The sequence below is a fragment of the Stenotrophomonas sp. YJH_SMC_64 genome (assembly GCF_059371375.1).
Genome location: NZ_JCAFUN010000022.1, coordinates 24,364 through 41,936 on the forward strand (window position 1 = coordinate 24,364; position 17,573 = coordinate 41,936).

Annotated in this window: 19 protein-coding genes, 1 tRNA gene and 1 pseudogene; 14 read left to right on the forward strand and 7 right to left on the reverse strand. The window is 62.9% G+C overall.

What is annotated here, in order from left to right:
* Nucleotides 1–104 precede the first annotated feature (104 nt).
* The 4 genes from AC5P9L_RS19970 to thiS all read right to left on the reverse strand — a co-directional run bounded on the left by AC5P9L_RS19970 (nt 105) and on the right by thiS (nt 3,860).
* Nucleotides 105–1,952, reverse strand: coding sequence for an SLC13 family permease (locus AC5P9L_RS19970; protein ID WP_111189388.1), 1,848 nt, complete (start codon nt 1,950–1,952; stop codon nt 105–107).
* A gap of 27 nt (nt 1,953–1,979) precedes the next feature.
* Nucleotides 1,980–2,714: a tRNA (guanosine(46)-N7)-methyltransferase TrmB gene (gene trmB, locus AC5P9L_RS19975; protein ID WP_099485282.1), complete on the reverse strand. Its 735-nt coding sequence runs from the start codon at nt 2,712–2,714 to the stop codon at nt 1,980–1,982.
* Nucleotides 2,714–3,508, reverse strand: coding sequence for a thiazole synthase (locus tag AC5P9L_RS19980; protein WP_005410813.1), 795 nt, complete (start codon nt 3,506–3,508; stop codon nt 2,714–2,716). Before AC5P9L_RS19980 ends, trmB begins: the two co-directional genes overlap by 1 nt.
* 151 nt (nt 3,509–3,659) lie before the next feature.
* Entirely contained in the window at nt 3,660–3,860 is a 201-nt protein-coding gene (gene thiS / locus AC5P9L_RS19985) for a sulfur carrier protein ThiS (RefSeq protein ID WP_005410812.1), read from the reverse strand.
* Between the two features lie 206 nt (nt 3,861–4,066).
* Between thiS and AC5P9L_RS19990 the strand changes: the two genes are divergently transcribed.
* The 3 genes from AC5P9L_RS19990 to AC5P9L_RS20000 all read left to right on the forward strand — a co-directional run bounded on the left by AC5P9L_RS19990 (nt 4,067) and on the right by AC5P9L_RS20000 (nt 7,304).
* Nucleotides 4,067–5,902: an autotransporter domain-containing esterase gene (locus AC5P9L_RS19990; protein ID WP_049431796.1), complete on the forward strand. Its 1,836-nt coding sequence runs from the start codon at nt 4,067–4,069 to the stop codon at nt 5,900–5,902.
* 115 nt (nt 5,903–6,017) lie between these two features.
* A tRNA-Gly gene (locus tag AC5P9L_RS19995) sits at nt 6,018–6,091 on the forward strand.
* 187 nt (nt 6,092–6,278) lie between these two features.
* Nucleotides 6,279–7,304 carry a hypothetical protein gene (locus tag AC5P9L_RS20000; RefSeq protein ID WP_111118414.1) on the forward strand — a complete coding sequence of 342 codons (1,026 nt, stop codon included), beginning with the start codon at nt 6,279–6,281 and terminating at the stop codon, nt 7,302–7,304.
* Nucleotides 7,305–7,366: 62 nt separating this feature from the next.
* Here AC5P9L_RS20000 and AC5P9L_RS20005 read toward each other — a convergent pair.
* Nucleotides 7,367–7,957, reverse strand: a pseudogene (locus tag AC5P9L_RS20005) (tyrosine-type recombinase/integrase); the annotation flags it as partial.
* Between AC5P9L_RS20005 and AC5P9L_RS20010 the strand changes: the two are divergent.
* The 5 genes from AC5P9L_RS20010 (at nt 7,862) to AC5P9L_RS20030 (ending at nt 11,134) form a co-directional block, all read left to right on the forward strand.
* Nucleotides 7,862–8,386 carry an SPRY domain-containing protein gene (locus AC5P9L_RS20010; RefSeq protein ID WP_227415898.1) on the forward strand — a complete coding sequence of 175 codons (525 nt, stop codon included), beginning with the start codon at nt 7,862–7,864 and terminating at the stop codon, nt 8,384–8,386. The pseudogene AC5P9L_RS20005 and the gene AC5P9L_RS20010 sit on opposite strands and share 96 nt — an antisense overlap.
* A gap of 25 nt (nt 8,387–8,411) precedes the next feature.
* Nucleotides 8,412–8,558: a hypothetical protein gene (locus tag AC5P9L_RS20015; RefSeq protein WP_181453535.1), complete on the forward strand. Its 147-nt coding sequence runs from the start codon at nt 8,412–8,414 to the stop codon at nt 8,556–8,558.
* A gap of 549 nt (nt 8,559–9,107) precedes the next feature.
* Complete coding sequence (locus AC5P9L_RS20020; RefSeq protein WP_495230700.1) at nt 9,108–9,554, forward strand: DUF6932 family protein; 447 nt, start codon at nt 9,108–9,110, stop codon at nt 9,552–9,554.
* Entirely contained in the window at nt 9,551–10,513 is a 963-nt protein-coding gene (locus tag AC5P9L_RS20025; protein ID WP_146257170.1) for a hypothetical protein, read from the forward strand. Before AC5P9L_RS20020 ends, AC5P9L_RS20025 begins: the two co-directional genes overlap by 4 nt.
* 108 nt (nt 10,514–10,621) lie before the next feature.
* The gene (locus AC5P9L_RS20030) at nt 10,622–11,134 is read left to right on the forward strand and encodes a hypothetical protein (protein ID WP_181453534.1); all 513 of its coding nucleotides are present in this window, start codon (nt 10,622–10,624) and stop codon (nt 11,132–11,134) included.
* A 205-nt stretch (nt 11,135–11,339) separates the two neighbouring features.
* On the opposite strand, the gene AC5P9L_RS20035 is transcribed toward AC5P9L_RS20030, so the two are convergent.
* The gene (locus AC5P9L_RS20035; protein WP_111118413.1) at nt 11,340–11,951 is read right to left on the reverse strand and encodes a hypothetical protein; all 612 of its coding nucleotides are present in this window, start codon (nt 11,949–11,951) and stop codon (nt 11,340–11,342) included.
* A gap of 573 nt (nt 11,952–12,524) precedes the next feature.
* Between AC5P9L_RS20035 and AC5P9L_RS20040 the strand changes: the two genes are divergently transcribed.
* Nucleotides 12,525–12,929, forward strand: a complete 405-nt coding sequence (locus AC5P9L_RS20040) for a DUF805 domain-containing protein (protein WP_005410810.1) — start codon at nt 12,525–12,527, stop codon at nt 12,927–12,929.
* A gap of 74 nt (nt 12,930–13,003) precedes the next feature.
* The gene (locus AC5P9L_RS20045) at nt 13,004–14,158 is read left to right on the forward strand and encodes a hypothetical protein (RefSeq protein ID WP_323162984.1); all 1,155 of its coding nucleotides are present in this window, start codon (nt 13,004–13,006) and stop codon (nt 14,156–14,158) included.
* Here AC5P9L_RS20045 and AC5P9L_RS20050 read toward each other — a convergent pair whose 3' ends face one another.
* The gene (locus AC5P9L_RS20050) at nt 14,159–14,596 is read right to left on the reverse strand and encodes an acyl-CoA thioesterase (RefSeq protein WP_138969818.1); all 438 of its coding nucleotides are present in this window, start codon (nt 14,594–14,596) and stop codon (nt 14,159–14,161) included.
* Nucleotides 14,597–14,725: 129 nt separating this feature from the next.
* Here AC5P9L_RS20050 and rimK point away from each other — a divergent pair, with 129 nt between their 5' ends.
* The 4 genes from rimK to AC5P9L_RS20070 all read left to right on the forward strand — a co-directional run bounded on the left by rimK (nt 14,726) and on the right by AC5P9L_RS20070 (nt 17,573).
* Nucleotides 14,726–15,604, forward strand: coding sequence for a 30S ribosomal protein S6--L-glutamate ligase (gene rimK, locus AC5P9L_RS20055; protein ID WP_227415895.1), 879 nt, complete (start codon nt 14,726–14,728; stop codon nt 15,602–15,604).
* 246 nt (nt 15,605–15,850) lie between these two features.
* Nucleotides 15,851–16,327: a hypothetical protein gene (locus AC5P9L_RS20060; protein WP_005410806.1), complete on the forward strand. Its 477-nt coding sequence runs from the start codon at nt 15,851–15,853 to the stop codon at nt 16,325–16,327.
* 89 nt (nt 16,328–16,416) lie between these two features.
* A complete protein-coding gene (locus AC5P9L_RS20065) occupies nt 16,417–16,887 on the forward strand; it encodes a hypothetical protein (protein ID WP_005410805.1) in 471 nt (156 codons plus the stop codon).
* Between the two features lie 8 nt (nt 16,888–16,895).
* Nucleotides 16,896–17,573, forward strand: coding sequence for a response regulator transcription factor (locus tag AC5P9L_RS20070; protein WP_005410804.1), 678 nt, complete (start codon nt 16,896–16,898; stop codon nt 17,571–17,573).

The following is a 17,573-nucleotide window of genomic DNA, read 5'->3' on the forward strand; positions in this document are numbered from 1 at the left end:
GTGCACCGCCATCCCACGGAATGCACGCTTTTGCCGTTGATGTTGCCGGCCAGCGGCCGGCACTACCGGGGTGCAGGGCGCAGCCCTGCCAACAAACCCAACCCTCAGAACATCAGGTTGATCATCAGCACCACCACGCAGGTGTAGATCAGGGACAGCGGGCCGCCGACCCGCCACATCTCGCGCGGGGTGTAGTTGGCCGGGCCGGTGATCATCGAGATCACCGGGTTGGAGGCCGTCATCAGGTTGTTGGACGCCGACAGCGCCACGATCAGCGCGAACGCGGTCGGGTTGCCACCCGCCGCCAGCGCCAGGTTCACCGCAATGGGCACCATCACGATGGTCGCGCCCACATGGCTGATCACCAGCGAAAACGCCGTGGTCAACAGCGCCAGCGCCACCTCCAGCACCCACACCGGGATGCCGGTAGGCAGCTTGTCGATCGTATGCCCGGCTACCCACGCCGCCGCGCCGCTGGAATCCATCGCCCAACCGAGCGGAATCAGCCCGGCCATCATGAACACCGTTTTCCAGTTGATCGAGGCATACGCCTCGTCCATGCGCAGCACGCCGGTCAGCAGCATGCCGGCCACGCCGGTCATCAGCGTCAGCGCCACCGGCAGCTTGCTGGTCAGCGCGATCAGGATGGTCAGCGCGAAGATCGTCATGGCGATCTTGAACTTGTGCGGGCGCTGCTCACCGGTGGGATAGTCGGTGACCACCACGAAGTCGCGGCTGCGCGCGGCCTGCGCCAGGTCGGTCCAGATGCTGTGGAAGACCAGCATGTCGCCGGCGCGCAGCTGCACATCGCGCACGTCCTCGCGGATCACCTGCTTGTCGCGGTTGATCGCCAGCAGGCTGATACCACGCTCCTTGCGCAGACGCAGGTCCGCGGCGCTCTTGCCGATCACGTTCGAGGTCGGCGGCACCACCGCCTCGGAAATACCGGCACGGCTCGGGTTGAACAGGTCGCCCAGGTGCTTCAGGCGCGAAGACATGCGCAGGAACTGGTTCTGCGCGAAGTCGTTGATCTGCTCGCGCGGGCCCATCGCACCGAGCACGCTGCCGACCCAGATGCGCATTTCCGCCGGCGGCGCCAGGCGGGTGTCGTTGCCGGTTTTCAGGGCCAGCAGCAGCGGGGCATCGTGCAGGTTCTCGGCCTCGCCCAGGGTCATGCCGACCAGCGGGCTTTCGGCACTGACCACCAGCTCGAACACATCGCCTTCGATGCCGTAGGTCTTGGCGAAGTAGCTCTCGGTGCGTGCCGGCGTGACACCGTCGTTGACCAGGCTTTCTTCTTCAACCAGCTTGCGGTCGCCGTAGTAGCGGAAGTACAGCAGCGAGGCGATCAGCAGGGCCACGCCGATGGGCAGCGGCGCGAACATGCGCAGCGGCTCGATGGTGGCCAGGCCCGAGGGCAGGTTGTTGTTGGCCGAGGCCAGCAGGTCGTTCAGCAGGATCAGCGGCGAGTTGCCGACCATGGTCAGCGCGCCGCCCATCACGATCGCCGCCGAGATCGGCAGCAGCAGGCGCTGCAGGGTCAGGCCCGTGCGCGCTGCCAGTCGCGAGGCGACCGGCAGGTACAGCGCCATCACCGACGGGTTCTGCATGAAAGAGGAGTTCAGGCCGGCAATGGCCGTGGTCATCATCAGCAGCCGCTGCTCGACGCCATGGCCGCGCCGCAGCAGCCACGCGGCCAGCCGGTTCAGTGCCCCGGTGCGGTCCAGGCCCGCACCGAGGATGGTGGTGGCGATGATGCTCATCACCGCGTTACCGGAGAAGCCGCCGAAGATCTCCTCCGGCGCGATCAGGCCGGTGACACCGAGCACCACCAGTACCACCAGCGCGACCACATCGGCGCGGATGCGCTCGAACAGGAACATCGCCATCGTGAAGCCGACCAGCCCGAGCACGAGCTTCATGTCGTTGGTCAGCGTCAGCGCGGTATCCATGTGGGGCGCGGCGTCCTCAGGCGTTGATCAGGTGCGGTCGTACAACAGGTCCCAGACGCCGTGGCCGAGCTTCTGGCCGCGGGTCTCGAAGTGGGTCTGCGGGCGCCAGTCCGGGCGCGGCACGCTGCCACGCGGGCCGGCACGGTTGACCAGGCCGGCAGTGGCATCGAGCACGTCCCACATCTGCTCAGCGTAGTCTTCCCAGTCGGTCGCGCAGTGCAGGCGGCCACCCGGGCGCAGCTTGCGCACCAGCAGGTCGGCGAACGCCGGCTGCAGCAGGCGGCGCTTGTTGTGGCGCTTCTTGTGCCACGGGTCCGGGAAGTAGATGCGCACTTCATCCAGCGCGCCGTCGGCGATCTCGTTCTGCAGCACCTCCACGGCATCGTGGTGGTACAGGCGCACGTGGTCGGCGTTGTCCTCGGCCAGCGCGTTCAGCAGGCGGCCCACGCCCGGGGCGTGCACCTCGATGCCGATGTAATCGCGCGACGGGTCGTGCTGGGCGGCGAAGCGCAGCGCGGCACCGTTGCCGAAGCCGATTTCCAGCACCTTGCGCGCCGGGCGGCCGAAGGTGGCGTCCAGGTCACGCGGCTGGCCGTTGTAGTCGATGCCGAAGCGCGGCCAGCGTTCGTCGAACGCGCGCTGCTGGGCGGGAGTGAAACGGCCCTGACGCAACACGAAGCTGCGCACCTCGCGGCGGCCCTCGCTGACGGTGAAGGGCTTGGGCGGGGCCTTGGAACCGGCGCTGTCGAAAGGATTGGTCATCAGCCGATCAACCCATCCACCGGCGAGGACGCGCTGGCATAGCGCTTGCGCGGAATGCGCCCGGCCAGGAAGGCTTCGCGGCCGGCCTCGACTGCCTTGCGCATGGCGCTGGCCATCAGCACCGGGTGGCGTGCACCGGCAATGGCGGTGTTCATCAGCACGCCGTCGCAGCCCAGCTCCATCGCAATCGCCGCGTCGGAGGCGGTGCCCACGCCGGCGTCGACGATGATCGGCACCTTGGCGTCTTCGATGATCTGCAGCAGGTTGTACTTGTTCTGGATGCCCAGGCCCGAACCGATCGGCGCGGCCAGCGGCATCACCGCGGCGCAGCCGATCTCTTCCAGGCGCTTGGCCAGGATCGGGTCATCGGAGGTGTAGACCATCACCTCGAAACCGTCCTTGACCAGCTGTTCGGCGGCCTTGAGGGTCTGCACCACGTCCGGGTACAGCGACTTCTGGTCGCCCAGCACTTCCAGCTTGGTCAGGTTGTGGCCGTCCAGCAGCTCACGGGCCAGGCGACAGGTGCGCACGGCATCTTCGGCGGTGTAGCAGCCGGCGGTGTTGGGCAGGATGGTGTAGCGCTCCGGCGGCAGCACGTCGAGCAGGTTCGGCTCGCCCGGGTTCTGCCCGATGTTGGTGCGGCGGATCGCCACGGTGACGATCTGGGCGCCCGCGGCCTCGGTGGCCAGGCGGGTTTCTTCCAGATCCTTGAACTTGCCGGTGCCGGTCAGCAGCCGCGAGCCATAGGTCTTGCCGGCGATCACCAGCGAATCGGGGGAGACATGAACGTTCATGGCGCGATTATCGCCTATCCGCCTGAAGATGGGATCACGCAAGGCGGTGCTGTCCGCAGGAGGGCGAGGGTAGTGCCGGCCGCTGGCCGGCACATGCAGGGTGCCTGACAGCGTCGGATTGCCGGCCAGCGGCCGGCACCACCCGGAGGTCTCAGCCCCCGCCCAACGCGTGCACGATCTCCACCACGTCGCCTTCGGCCAGGACGTGCTCGCCGTGGCGGCTGCGGCTGACGATCTCGCCGTTGACCTCGACCGCCACCCGGCGCTGCAGCAACTGTTCGGCCTCGAGCAGGTCGTGGAGGGTTGCCGAAGCGGGCAGGGCGCGGGGTTCGCCATTGAGCTGGATGTTCATCCGTGCATTGTCGCCGATAGCCCGCCGGGATCGGAACACTTGCAAATTGAACGGGGCGCCAGCTCCGGCACAGCAGGTTTCCCGGCGATCGGGCGACAATCCATGCGGCGGCGCAGCGTGAGCAAAACGCGGCGCAGTGAAACCATTCACCGTGCGCCGGCGTACGTCCGCCGGGTCCTCAACGATATCCCCACAGGAGTTTTTTCATGCTGCTCAGCAAACGCCCGATCCGCACCCTGATGGCGGCCGCGATCGCGCTGGCCGCGCTTCCGGCCATGGCAGGCGAATCCCCGTATTCCAAGGCCGTGTTCTTCGGCGACAGCCTGACCGATGCCGGCTATTTCCGCCCGCTGCTGCCGGCCGATGTGCGTCCGGTGACCGGCCAGTTCACCACCAACCCGGGCTGGGTGTGGTCGCAGCAGGTCGCCAACTACTATGGCCTCAATGGCGCCGCCAATGGCAACGGCCAGAGCGGTGACAATTACGCGGTCGGTGGTGCCCGCGTTGGCGTGGACGTGCCGAGCGCAATGGGGACTATCCCCTCGCTGAAGTCGCAGGCGGCCCGTTATCTGGCCGCCAACGGCGGCAAGGCTGACGGCAATGTCCTGTACACGGTGTGGGGCGGCGCCAATGACCTGTTCGCCGCCGCAGCTGCACCGGCGCAGGCACAGGCCATCATCGGCGCCGCCGTCACCGACCAGATCGCTCTGGTGGGTGCGCTGAAGCAGGCCGGTGCGCAGTACGTGCTGGTGCCGAACCTGCCGAACGTCGGCCTGACTCCGGCCTTCCGCGGCCCGAACGCGGCCACCGCCACCGCGCTGTCAGCCGGCTACAACAAGGCTCTTTATGGTGGCCTGAAGCAGGCCGGCATCGAGTTCATCCCGCTCGATACCTTCACCGTGCTGGGCGAAGTCGCCGCCAATCCGGCCATGTACGGCTTCACCAACGTCACCAGCACCGCCTGCAAGATCGATCCGGCCAATTCGACTCAGAGCATCCTGACCTGCAATCCGACCAGCTACGTCAGCCCGGATGCGGCCAACACCTATCTGTTCGCCGATGGCGTGCATCCGACCACGGCGGGCCACCAGCTGCTGGGCCAGTACGCGGTCTCGGTGCTGGAAGCCCCGCGCCTGCAGCAGGTGCTGAGCCACTCGGCACAGACCATCGGTCGTTCGCGTGCCGATCAGGTCAGCATGCACCTGGGCGGTCGTCCGGCCGACGGCCTGTCCTGGTGGGGCGGCGTCCGCGGTGACCTGCAGCGCTACGACCACGCGGATCTGTACGACGGCCTGGCGCCGGCCGGCCTGTTCGGCATCGACTGGGCGCGCGACGGCATGGTGGTCGGCGGCTTCGCTGGCTTCGGCCGCCTCAACGCCGACTTCGGCAACAGCCGTGGCGATTTCACCCAGAAGGACACCACCGCCGGCCTGTTCGCCGGCTGGTACGGCGATCGCATCTGGGTGAACGGCCAGGTCAGCTACACCTGGCTGTCGTATGACGTGAACCGCAAGGTCCAGCTCGGCCCGGCCACTCGCGAGCACGGTGGTTCGCCGGACGGCAGCAACCTGACCGCCGCCTTGAACGCCGGTTACGAGTTCGGCACCGAAGGCGGCTTCCGTCACGGCCCGATCGCTTCGGTGATCTGGCAGAAGGTGAAGATCGATGGTTACACCGAAAGCGCTGCGGCCGGCACCCTGGCCACCGCGCTGGGCTACGACCGCCAGAACGTTGATTCGACCGTTGGTCGCATCGGTTGGCAGGCCCGCTTCGATGGCGGCACCCTCAAGCCGTACGCGCAGCTGACCTACGACCATGAGTTCGAAGACACCAAGCAGGGCAGCGCGTGGCTGCAGACCCTGCCGGAACTGGGCAGCTACCGTGTGCCGGGCCTGAAGTTCGACAAGGACTACGCGACCGTCGTGCTGGGCGCCCGCACCGAACTGTTCGGGCTGCAGAGCAACTTCGGCCTGAGCGCTTCGGCCGGGCAGAAGCGTGCCCAGGACGCAACGCTGTTCGCCAACTTCAGCGGCACCTTCTAAGCAGAAACCAGGCGGGGCCGGCCCTCTCGGCAACGAGAGGGCTTTGACCCCCGGCCTGATGCGATGGGCACCATTGCGCAACACGGGGCCCAGCGCATAGACTTTCCACCGCAACGCGGGCGTAGCTCAATGGTAGAGCTGTAGCTTCCCAAGCTACTGACGTGGGTTCGATTCCCATCGCCCGCTCCATGTCGCGCAACGGGTTTCGGAAAGCGATACGCTCCGCAATCCATAGGATGCTCCGCAAATGTATGTGTGGAGCGGTCGGAAGCTAGGTTGACTCAGTTCGCTTGGTGGGCGGCAGAGTTCTCGCCGCGCTGCTCGGCGCCACAAGTTGTGCGAATTCACTCTGGACCAGGATGTTCCTGAGAGACTTATGAGCGACGAGAGCAACGGTGTTGGCGATTTCTTGAAGGATCTGCGCGGCGCTTGGAGCAATCGGATAGCGAATCCACTGATCGGTTCGTTTGCTCTAAGTTGGGCGGCAGTCAACTATAGGGCAATAGTAGTTTTGCTCGCCGGATCTTCGTTTGAAGAGAAATTTGCGTATATCGATTCCGACTTGTATCCGAATTTTTCATATGCATTATTGAAGTGCTTTGTACTTCCGCTGACCTTTGCGCTGCTCTATATTTACGCTTTGCCCAGGCCGACGGAGCGAGTTTATCAGCGTGCTTTGGAGCATCAGCGAGAGTTAAACAATATTGCGAAGAGTGTCGCTGATGAGAAGCTCCTCAGTGCAGCCGAGTCTGCAGCGCTTATGGAGCGCGCAGAGAAAATGATCGCTGAGGCAAGGGCTGATGCTGCGGAGAAGGTCGAGAAAGCTAACAATGAACTTACGGCCGCGCTCACGCTTGCGGATGAGCAAACTGCACGGGCTGCTAAGGAACTGGGCTCCGTCGCCCGTTTGGTGCAGACGCACGAAGCTGAACTTGCCGCGCGTGATTCCGAGTTAAATCGTAGGCTTAGTGAAATTGCGGAAAAAAACAGGTTCGAGGTCCAGCAATTTAAAACGATGGCAGAGGCTTCGGATCGGCGGGCTGCCAGCTTGAGTTGGGCGCTAACTTTTGAGCGAGCAATTAGTGCCTCGCATGAGGAAGCTTCGTCAAATTTGATGGCGCGCCTCTTCGATCTCCTTACAGCTAAGCAGGTAACCCTTTTCGTCGGCTCCATGGAATTCGGTTCCATTAAATTCACAAAGGAATACGGGTTCATCGATTCGCAAGGATTAGAGACGAGAGATTGGCTTTCGTGGACCCTTTCTGATCGAGGACGAATTGCGGTGTATGATTCTAGTGATCGTGAGGTGGCATCGTTCTTGTGGCGGCCCCGTGAAAGGCGCTGGCATGGTACGACCTCCGGTCGGGATGCCCAGCTCGTTGCGCAGGCTCCCACGGAATAGGTGCTCGCTTTGAGTTGTTTTGTTCTTGCTTAGTACTAGTCGGTGCGATCGCAGTGTTTTTCCTATCGAGTAGGTGTCGCCTTCGCCCCTCTTCTTTTGCGCACGTAGATTTCGGTCGTGGTGACGGACGAATGGCCAAGCTGGGCCTGCGCCTCGCGAATGTCCTTTGCCGAATCGGCCTTGTCCGTACCCGCCTTGGCGCGGAGATCTCGGAATTGGAACTCTCCCTTCGTAATGCCCGCCGCCTCCCTGGCCTTGTCGAACCGGTAGCGCAACGCTGCGCGGCCGAGAGCCAGGCCGTCGTCGTCCACGATCAGCCGCGTGCTGTAGACCTTCTCTCGCCCGTTCGGGCACTGCTCCTCCTTACGTTTTACAATGCGCTCGAGCAGCGCAGCCAGCTCGCCTGTGATCTCCAAAGTGACCCGGTTGCTGGTCTTCGACTGCTGGATCACCAGGCCGCGAGCTGAGACCTGCCGCACGTCCATCGCCCACACATCGCCAACGCGCTGCCCGGTCAGGTAGGCCAGGTCCATGGCGTCGCGCAGGGCTGCATCGGCGTGGGCGTAGACAGCCTTGAACGCGTCATCGTCCACGTAGACATCGCGACCGGCTTCCTTATTCCGCCGGATGCCCTCACACGGGTTCGGCAGGTCGCCGCCACGCCCATTGGCCCGTTACTCGCTGCGCGAGATGGCGGGCTTACCCTGGCCACCACCGGCGCCACCACGCTGGCCAGCCACTCGCGCTCCGACTTCGGCCTTGATGCCGGCACGGTGGGCGTGGAGTTTGCCGTGTGGGGCGATGACGCCGTTGCAGCCCTCGTAGGCTTCGCCACCGGCCCCGCAGCGCTGAACAAGGCGCTGGGTGCGGACCTCGCCAGCATCGGCTGGGATCTCGCGGCCGGGCGCCTGCTGCAGGCGGGCGGTGCGATCGCCACTGGCCTGCCGACAGCGACCCACGGCGACATTGTCGGGCTGCAGGTGGTGTTCTCGACCCCTCGCCAGCTGCGGCTATACCTCAACGGCGCGCAGATCCTGGTGCGCGAGCTGCAGCTGTCCGGGCCGCTGTTCTTCTCCAAGTGATCCACTCAAGGGCATCGCGCCCAGCATGCTGCAGTCCGATCTGATGACGGCTGGGCGGCTCCAGGCGAACTACCTCAATGAGCAGATGGGCCGGCAAGTGGCCGGCGGTTGTCTGCTGATCGGGTTCTTGCAGCAGGGCCAGGCTGCGGTGAAGGACCTGGGACCGATCTGAGGATTTGGGCTGGGGAGCTGGACGAATCGGCCGCACATGGCAGCAGCCTACCGCCGCCAGGAGTGGGCGCCGCGTATACGGATACACTTCCGACAGTTCTCAGCGAGCGACGCCATGGCCAGAGTCGATAAGGGCACGACTAAGATCGGCTTCATCAACCCGAATGGTCAGAAGAACGTCCGAGCCACAGGTCTGCCCGGAACGGATCATGGCCAGAGCATCTATGTGCTGCACTGCCAGTTCTGCGGGGAGAGCTACGGGGCCAACGGAAGCGACATCCACCTGCGCAAGTGCCCAGCATGCCAAGGTGGTCGGCCCGGGTTGCCCTTTGGTCATGCGTAGATCTTCGCCGACCTGTGGTCGAGCCGTTGCCCGATGGTGCCATCCAGGCAGAGCAGGCACCCTGACGTTGCCGGATCCGGATCCGCAGGCCGCTCGGCTTGGGGCGCGCGTGGGCATCGCTATGCACAACCTGTGCGGATGACACAACAGATGGTGCGCAATAACGTAAATTAGGGTAAAACTTGCCCATCAAGGACGGGGGGTTGCATGTCGAAGATGGATTTCACTCCGCTTTTCCGAGCGGGGTTTCACAATTTGGACTGGCAGAAACTTGTAGAGCTGTGCGTGGACCCGTTTCCAACTTCGACAAGGCGCCCGAAGCTCTGCGCTCAGTTGAATGATTTCATCTCAGAGCTGCGCGCTATGGGGCTGCTTGGAAAGCTATGGATTGACGGTTCCTTCGTGACTGAAAAAATGGAGCCCGGGGACGTTGATGTTGTATTCGTTCCTGACCCTCTTTGTAAAAATGAGTTCACGGCCAACTTGTCTAGGATTGACGCTCTCTTTCATAGACAGGAAGCTAAGGCTAAGTACAACTGTCACGCCTTTATCGTTAATCCCAATTCAGCGGATTCGCTTGCTTATTGGCGTGGTCTCTTTGGCTTCTGCCATGACACTGTTACTCCTAAGGGCTTGGTGGTGCTCAGCCTATGAATAGGATCGCTTCCATCGAAAAGATGCTCGAGGCAGCGCGGCAGTCGCTGGCCGATCAGCGACAGGCTGAGGCTGAATCTGAAGATGTTTTCGCTGCGGCTTCTCTAAATTCCATGCAAGTTCATGTGGCAGAGTTGCAGCATGATCTTGCTTTGGCAAAGGCTGAGCATGGCAAGCAAGTTCTGTCGTTTAAATTGAATGGGCCGCGACTTAATGATGGCTCTATTCCTCTCCATCTGCTGTCCCGGTTGTCGAGTTTAATCGAGCGATCAATGGGATACGCGTCTTACCGAATTCAGAATGGACGTGAGGCTACCAGGCGAATCCCTGAAGAAATTAGGCGGACCCTCGATCTCAGGTTGGCGGATGTGGCGATGGGGTCCACGGAACTTGTGATTACTGGCAACACGTCGCCTGACCTCACCGGTGAGTCACTGCTAGAAAACAGCCTTTCGACAGTGTTTCGGGTGCTAAACGCTGAGCCAACCAGCGTAGCGCAAGAGGCTGCTGAGGCAGGCTCCATGGCATCTCGGATGATTGCTCGTATGCTCACGGAACTTGAGGCGGAGAACTGCACTGTAGACATGGTGTGGACAGACTCGGCTGATCGAGTTCATCGCTGGACGGCCGCTCCGGAGCGCGTTGCTTTGGTTCGGCAGAATCTGCAGCTAGTGACTGTTCGTCCTCCAGAGACGTTCGCTGTTGTTGGTGCCGTTACGCTACTCAGTGCCAGTGGCCGGATTGAGGTGATGGATGATGACGGCAGGAAAATTTCTGCCAAGTTCCCGAGAGATCTGTTTGATCGAGTTAGGCATTTGAAGCTTGGTCAGCGGCTGAGCTTTAGCTTTGAAAGAACCACGACTACCAATGTCAGTGTGGGGCAGACTTTGGAAGACTACACGCTCCTTGGTTTTTCTTTTGGAGACGAATTGGGTTCGATCGAGTATTTAACTGAATGATGGTTGGAGGTGCTGCTTTGCTTGAGGAATTCTGTAGCACTGAATGATTCAACATTGCAGCCCTGCTTTGTCGCAATCTTTGAGACGCTCGGCCGTATCCTTCCGGCCATGCGCTCTCCCCACGGCTTCCGCACCGCCCCGATTTCCTCTGGCTGGGTCCAGACCGGCGAGCGCTGGGCGCTCTGGTACAACGGCCGGGAAACGGCGAACGTCACGCTCGATGGCGGTCCTGGCGTCCGGCTGTGGATGGAGGGCCAGAAGATGTGGCACACCAAGGAAGCGCGCGCCGCCAACGTCCGACAGGCGAAGCGCTACGCCGAGCGCTGGTGCGCAGCCCGGCTGTATCCCGAGCTGCCTCTGCGTGAGGCCGTTGCCCGGCTGACCGACAGCACGCCGATCCAGTTGCCCCCGCCACTGCCCAGCCTGCCGCCGACCCGTGAGCAGCGGCAACAGGCCCGGCGCCTGGCTGAGGCCGGAGCGAAGGAGGTCGAGCGGATCAAGGCGGCGCTGGAGCCGCGCAAGCCGCCAGCAGAGACCAAGCCCCGAGCGAGGGACGTCCGCAGCAAGGCGTGGGTGAGGGGCAGGGCTGGAGCATCTGCGCCGCGGTGTTTGACCACCTAGCCTCCAGAAAACGTCTGCATAGCTCCTTGCGACACAAGGGCTACGTCATGTTTGCTCCAGAAATCAGTTCAATGCAAGTCTTGATTCGCCTCCATAGTCAGGCAGACTTCTAAGCCGCTCTCGGATCCTCGCTGGGTCAGCGCAAAGGACGAGCTGGAGCTGAGCTTCTCCAGTCAAGTGCAACTGATACTGGCGGCGTTCCCAGTCAGAATTTGCCTTTTTTCTTATCTTCTTTGAACTGCTCGGCAATTTCGCTGACCTTTGCCTCTAGCTGACGCCCGATGTTCGTCATGTACTCGACGTGCCCTTTGAGTTTTTCAAGTTCTTGCTCCAAGTCCGATACTGGCATTAGTCCATACTGCATGTTCGCTTCTTCATGCTCTTCAAATCTTGGCGCGCCATCTGGAATCTTTTGGCCAGCTAGATTTGCTGTGAAGAAAATATAGTGGTCGTGACCCGGTACTCGGCGGCCGGACCAATGAGCAAACATGTGCCTAATCGTTCGGTGCATGCCTAAGATCTCAGCTACTTTGCTCAACCCTTCCGACACATCTTTGTTCCAAACGCAGTCAGCAGCGTGGCGCTTGAGGTGTTCGATGGTGTCTTTATCGTTGAGTTTCGAAGCGTACGAGGTGGGTTCTCCCGACTGAATTTGTTCCAGCAGGTTGATGATCCGCCGTGCCTCAAAATCTGCGAAGCAGTAGGTCTGAATGAACAGTCCTATCCTAAAATAATCATCTCTTTCAAGAGGGGTGGTGTCGTTGAGTACATGTCGCAACGACTTTCTTGCCTGTTCCAGTTTTTTCATTTCATCCATTGTCGCCTCCTGGCCTGGGTTCGGATGTGGGCGCGCTGGGCTGCGGCTGGGCGCCCGGAGGGCGAGCATACCTCAGCACCTGCAGCGGGGTGCCTGAGAGCACCTAGCCCGCTCCGCAATCGCTCCGGATGTTGCGTTTTTTCCGGCATAACTGAGCCCGCAGCATGGTGTATTGCGGAGTGGGAATTATAATTAAGCCGTTGAGTTTTAAGGATTACTTAAGAGCTTCCCAAGCTACTGACGTGGGTTCGATTCCCATCGCCCGCTCCATGTCTCCAGCGGTCTGTATCAGGCAGACGCTCCGCGATATCCGAACCCCGCTTTTCCGCGCATGGATCCCGGTCGAGATGCCCGGTGAATGCCAGGGCTGGACGTCGCTTCGCAAACATCCCTCGGCCGGATCGGTCGTGTCCGAATGCATCCTTGCGCATAGCCTGCAGGACAGGAATTCCCCTGCCCCAGCGCTGTGGCCTCCCGGGCCCGGTCGAGCTGCGGGGTTCAGTTGATGCTTGGCTTCGCAATGCTAGAAGATCGTCAGCTGTTGACGCCCAACATCCGTTGCCCGGAGCGTGAATGATCGCTGCACTTGTGCCCATCAGGCGATGCTTTGATTTTTCCGGACGATCCGACCGGCGGGAGTTCTGGTCGTATTCGCTGCTGGCCGGGTTCGTGATGGCGGTGAGCTACAGCGTGATGGATCGCGGTTACTGGCTGGTCGGGTACCTGTCGTTGGATTGGGAAACGTCCGAGATCCTGTGGAAGGTGGGATGGGTCATGACCGTCTGCGCTGTCTTCGTCTTCCTGCCTCCGATGCTGGCCCTGACCGTGAGGAGATTGCACGATATCGACGAGTCAGGCTGGTACACCGTGATCGCGTTCATTCCCTTGGGGGTGTTCGTCCTCTTTCCGGTCATGCTGCTTCCCGGGAGCGAGGAAGAGAATCGATTTGGCGCCGTTCCAGGAGCGCAGGATGCTTGAACCGGCATCGGCCGCAATCGATCGGATCGGCATTGAAGACGTCGACGGTTCGCTGGGGCGCCTCTCTCATCCGCATGTCCCTTGATCGAACCGCCCTGCGGCGCTACACCCAGTGGTTGCCGTTCCTGGCCCTGGTCGCCGTCTGTGTGGCCTGGTGGTCGCCTCTGGGAGTGATTGTCGGCCTTGCCGTGTGCCTTGCGTTGGGGGGCGCGCTGCAGCGAATCGATCTGGTCGGCAATGCCGTGGGCGGCTCACGACTGCGCTCGCGATCGATGAAGCCCTTTGCCGAACGGCCGCCCGCACATGATGTGCTGTTGGATTGGGGCGAGCTGGGCATGGGCGGACCGGCGTACAGCACGCAGATGCTGCGCGATGGCGCCATCGTCGAAGGCGTATCCACTGGAGGCAGTCGTGATGCCAGTGGTGAATGGCAGGACCTGCCGGGAGGCGCGCTGCGCCTGGCCAGCGGGTATGTTGATCGATGCGAAGCAGTGATCGTCTACGACGAGCGCCAAAAGACGGTGCAGGTGCTTGCGGCTGATCCCGGCCAGTTCCGGCAGCAGCTGGGCGAGCGCCTGCAGACCGATGGGGAGGCGGGGGCGGCGTCGTGGCTGCGCAGCCAGTCCGGCGGCGTGACCCAGCTGCATCCCTGCCGAGGCCTATGGCTGGAGCACGGACATCCGGCGCTGGCCGCCGGAGTGCCGCAGGAGCTGAGGCACGTCCTGCCTGATGCCCGGGTGCTGCGCGCGGTCCCGCTGCTTCCCGAGGATCTGCGCGTGACCGCGCATCCGGCGCTGTTCGCGTGCATCTGCCCGTATTCCCTCTACCTTGACGAGGCCTTCAGTGGTCGCCACGCCTGTGATCTGGAGACGGTGATCGCGAGCCCGTCGGGACGCTGCGTGGTGGTGGCCGGCAGTGTGCTTGATGAAAACCTGCGACCCATCGAGGGCGTATGGCTCGCCTGCTGGCAGGGGCGTTGGCAGGCCTTTGCCCGTCATGCGATGGGGGGCTTCGGCAAGGACCGGAGCGTGGCCTGGATCAATGTGATCGACGTTGACGACGACGGCACACTCCAGTGCGAAGCCTATGAGGAACGCTGGGAGTCCGATGCCGTCCATCGATACCCCACGCGCCACACAGCCTTGGAGCTGCCTGTGGAATGGCGCGAAACCGGGTTGGCGCTGCGCGCCCGGGATGGGCGCTTCAGGCTGCGCCTTCCCTCGCGCTGATCAGGCCTCGGCGGCGCGCGCGCTCGTTTCCCGCAGCGACTGTGCATATTCCTCGGTGAGCAGCCCCGACAACGCCTGGCGCTGCTCCGCATCGATCTCGCGCGAGGCGTTGGCCGTGTAGTCGAAATGAACCATCACGCAGCGCCCGCTGGCTACCAGGGCCTCGAACTGGAACGCCTGCTGCACGATCGACAGCGAGGAGCGGCCAATGCTCTCGATCCGGGTCTCGATGCGCACTTCGTGTCCCGCCTGTATCTGCTGCAGGAAGTCGATCTCGTAGCGGCGCAGGATCAGTGCCAGGTCGCGCATGCTGGCCTCGCGGCTGAAATGCCGGAAGATCTCCTGGCGGCCTTCCTCGAACCAGACGGGCAGGGCGGTGTTGGTGACGTGGCCGAGTACATCCACTTCGGAGAAGCGCGGAAATACGGTGATCGACATCGGGTTTCCTTGCGGTCTGGCCTGCCCCCGCAGTGTGCCGCCTGCGCCGGAGCAAGCCACGCCGCAGGGCATCATCCACCCGCCACACGCCCGCGCTATGCTGCGCGCCTGCCGCCCGATCCTGCCGCGATGAAGCTCGCCATCCTGTCCCGCAACAGTTCCCTGTATTCCACCCGCCGGCTGGTCGAGGCGGCGCGCGCGCGCGGCCACACCGTGCGCATCCTCGATCCGCTGCGCTGCTACATGCGCATTGCCGCCGATGGCTTTTCGATGCATTACAAGGGCCGGCCGATGACCGGCGTGGACATGGTCATCCCGCGCATCGGTGCCTCGATCACCCGCTATGGCACGGCCGTGCTGCGCCAGTTCGAACTGATGGGTGCACGCACCCCGAATCCGTCCGACGCGATCCTGCGTTCGCGCGACAAGCTGCGCGCACACCAGCTGCTGGCGGCCAAGGGCATCGACATGCCGGTCACTGTGTTCGGCGACAACCCCGACGACACCGTCGACCTGTTGTCCATGCTGGGCCCACCGCCGCATGTGGTGAAGCTCAACGAGGGTACCCAGGGGCGCGGCGTGATCCTTACCGAGAAGGCCAGCGCCTCGCGCGGCATTGTCGAAGCCCTGCGCGGGTTGTACGCCAATTTCCTGATGCAGGAATTCATCGGCGAGGCCAAGGGCGCAGACCTGCGCTGCTTCGTGGTCGGTGACCAGGTGGTTGCCTCGATGCAGCGGCAGGCGCCGGAAGGTGACTTCCGCTCCAACCTGCATGCCGGGGGTACGGCGGTGGCGGCCAAGGCCAGCCGTGCCGAGCAGCAGGTGGCGGTGCGGTCGGCCAAGGCGCTGGGACTGTCGGTGTGCGGGGTGGACCTGATCCGCTCCGCGCGCGGCCCGCTGGTGCTGGAGGTCAATTCAACGCCGGGGCTGGAAGGGATCGAGGCCGTCTGCGGGGTGGACGTGGCCACGCGCATCATCGAGCACGTCGAGAAGCTTAAAAAACCCTGAGTATTCAGCGGCTTGAGATTCTCAAGGGCGGATGAGGCCGGCTTTAACAAGCCTTTAATCGGCCCACGCGTAGGCTTCAGCGAACCGCAGCTCTGCCTCTCAGCAGGATCGGTATCGGGATACAACTTCAGACCCAGGCGGGGGCACCGCCTGGGTCTTTTTTATGCCTGCCCGCTGTCCCTTGTGGAGGTGGCGTGACGGCCGTAGAGTGGCCACCATCGTTCCTGGATGGATCGGAGGCTGGCGATGTACCGCATCACGATGATCGCGTTGTTGCTGGGCCTGGCCGGATCTGCTGCGGCCAAGCCGGAGAAATCCGTTGTGCAGATGGACCGGCAGTCGCCGGTGGCCGAGCAGGTGCGCCAGGTCGAAAAGGCCCTGGATGATGGCGATTACAGCGAGATTTCCGCTGATGACCGCAGCACCGTGCGCGAAGCGCTGGCCCGGATCACCGCGAGGATGGGCGGCCACCAGAGCGTGCAGGAACTGCCGCCGCAGGTGCAGGGGGAGGTCTTCAACGACCAGGAGCGGATCAATACCCTGCTCACCCGCGCCCACGAGGACAGCCGGCAGATCTGCCAGCATACGCGCAGTACCGGCAGCAACATGCCCAAAAGCCGCTGCCTGACAGTGGCCGAACGCCGCCGGATCGAGGAAAAGGGCAAGGCGCTGTTGAACGACCAGCGCACCTTCAACAACTTCAACCCTGCCAGCTCGCGGTAGGGCTTCCGCTGCCCCGACCATTGGCACTTGCTGGCGTGAAGGGGGTGCGAATAGAGTCGGGATTCGCCACAGACAAGGATTTGTTTGCCATGAAACAGGCTTTGATGTCGGCCGTCCTGTTGTCAGGACTCGCCCTGGTCAGTACCGCATCGGCATCCAGGGGCAAGGACGTGTTCGTGCCCGGCCAGCCGCTGCAGCAGCAGATCGCGCGTATCGAGGTGGAGCTCAAGGACGGCGAAACCTATTCGGAACTCAAGCAGGACGAGCGCACCCGCGTCAACGACGCCCTGGCACGCATGCGCGCAGCGGTGGAGCAGTACCCGGCACGCGATTCCATGCCTGAACCGGTGCAAACCCAGGTCTTCAACGATCAGCAGGTCGTGAACACGGTTTTGACACAGGCGCGTGAAGATAGTCGTCTAATATGCCAACGTGAAAAGCCCATCGGTTCCAACCGGACCACGACGCAGTGCATGACCGTTGCCGAGCGCGCTCGGCAGAAGGAACGGGCACAGCAGGACATGAGGCAGGTCATGCGCGCCGGCAGTACAGTCAATTAGAGGTGACAGTGAGAATCCTGGTAATCGAAGACAACAGCGACATTGCGGCCAACCTGGGCGACTATCTGGAGGACCGGGGGCATACGGTGGACTTCGCGGCTGACGGGGTCACCGGCCTGCATCTGGCCGTGGTGCACGAGTTCGACGCGATCGTGCTGGATCTCAACCTGCCAGGCATGGACGGCATCGAAGTCTGCCGCAAGCTGCGCAATGAAGCGCGCAAGCAGACCCCGGTGCTGATGCTGACGGCCCGCGATTCGCTGGACAACAAGCTGGCCGGCTTCGATTCCGGTGCCGATGACTACCTGATCAAGCCGTTCGCGCTGCAGGAAGTGGAAGTGCGTCTGAACGCCCTGTCGCGCCGCGGCAAGGGCGTGCAGACCCGCGTGCTGGAAACCGGCGACCTGGAATACAACCTGGATACGCTGGAAGTGCGCCGCCAGGGCAAGCTGCTGCAGCTCAACCCGACCGCGCTGAAGATCCTGCAGGCGCTGATGGAAGCGGCACCGGCGGTGGTGACCCGCCAGGAGCTGGAAACCCGCGTGTGGGGCGAGGAACTGCCCGATTCGGATTCGCTGCGCGTGCATATCCATGGCCTGCGTGCGGTGGTCGACAAGCCGTTTGAAGTGCCGCTGATCCAGACCCGCCATGGCATCGGATACCGCATCGCCACCCCGGAAGCCTGA

Coding starts and splice junctions, on each gene's coding strand:
- AC5P9L_RS19970 (WP_111189388.1), bottom strand. CDS start 1,952: ATGGATACCGCGCTGACGCTGACCAACGACATGAAGCTCGTGCTCGGG.
- trmB (WP_099485282.1), bottom strand. CDS start 2,714: ATGACCAATCCTTTCGACAGCGCCGGTTCCAAGGCCCCGCCCAAGCCC.
- AC5P9L_RS19980 (WP_005410813.1), bottom strand. CDS start 3,508: ATGAACGTTCATGTCTCCCCCGATTCGCTGGTGATCGCCGGCAAGACC.
- thiS (WP_005410812.1), bottom strand. CDS start 3,860: ATGAACATCCAGCTCAATGGCGAACCCCGCGCCCTGCCCGCTTCGGCA.
- AC5P9L_RS19990 (WP_049431796.1), top strand. CDS start 4,067: ATGCTGCTCAGCAAACGCCCGATCCGCACCCTGATGGCGGCCGCGATC.
- AC5P9L_RS20000 (WP_111118414.1), top strand. CDS start 6,279: ATGAGCGACGAGAGCAACGGTGTTGGCGATTTCTTGAAGGATCTGCGC.
- AC5P9L_RS20015 (WP_181453535.1), top strand. CDS start 8,412: ATGCTGCAGTCCGATCTGATGACGGCTGGGCGGCTCCAGGCGAACTAC.
- AC5P9L_RS20020 (WP_495230700.1), top strand. CDS start 9,108: ATGTCGAAGATGGATTTCACTCCGCTTTTCCGAGCGGGGTTTCACAAT.
- AC5P9L_RS20025 (WP_146257170.1), top strand. CDS start 9,551: ATGAATAGGATCGCTTCCATCGAAAAGATGCTCGAGGCAGCGCGGCAG.
- AC5P9L_RS20030 (WP_181453534.1), top strand. CDS start 10,622: ATGCGCTCTCCCCACGGCTTCCGCACCGCCCCGATTTCCTCTGGCTGG.
- AC5P9L_RS20035 (WP_111118413.1), bottom strand. CDS start 11,951: ATGGATGAAATGAAAAAACTGGAACAGGCAAGAAAGTCGTTGCGACAT.
- AC5P9L_RS20040 (WP_005410810.1), top strand. CDS start 12,525: ATGATCGCTGCACTTGTGCCCATCAGGCGATGCTTTGATTTTTCCGGA.
- AC5P9L_RS20045 (WP_323162984.1), top strand. CDS start 13,004: ATGTCCCTTGATCGAACCGCCCTGCGGCGCTACACCCAGTGGTTGCCG.
- AC5P9L_RS20050 (WP_138969818.1), bottom strand. CDS start 14,596: ATGTCGATCACCGTATTTCCGCGCTTCTCCGAAGTGGATGTACTCGGC.
- rimK (WP_227415895.1), top strand. CDS start 14,726: ATGAAGCTCGCCATCCTGTCCCGCAACAGTTCCCTGTATTCCACCCGC.
- AC5P9L_RS20060 (WP_005410806.1), top strand. CDS start 15,851: ATGTACCGCATCACGATGATCGCGTTGTTGCTGGGCCTGGCCGGATCT.
- AC5P9L_RS20065 (WP_005410805.1), top strand. CDS start 16,417: ATGAAACAGGCTTTGATGTCGGCCGTCCTGTTGTCAGGACTCGCCCTG.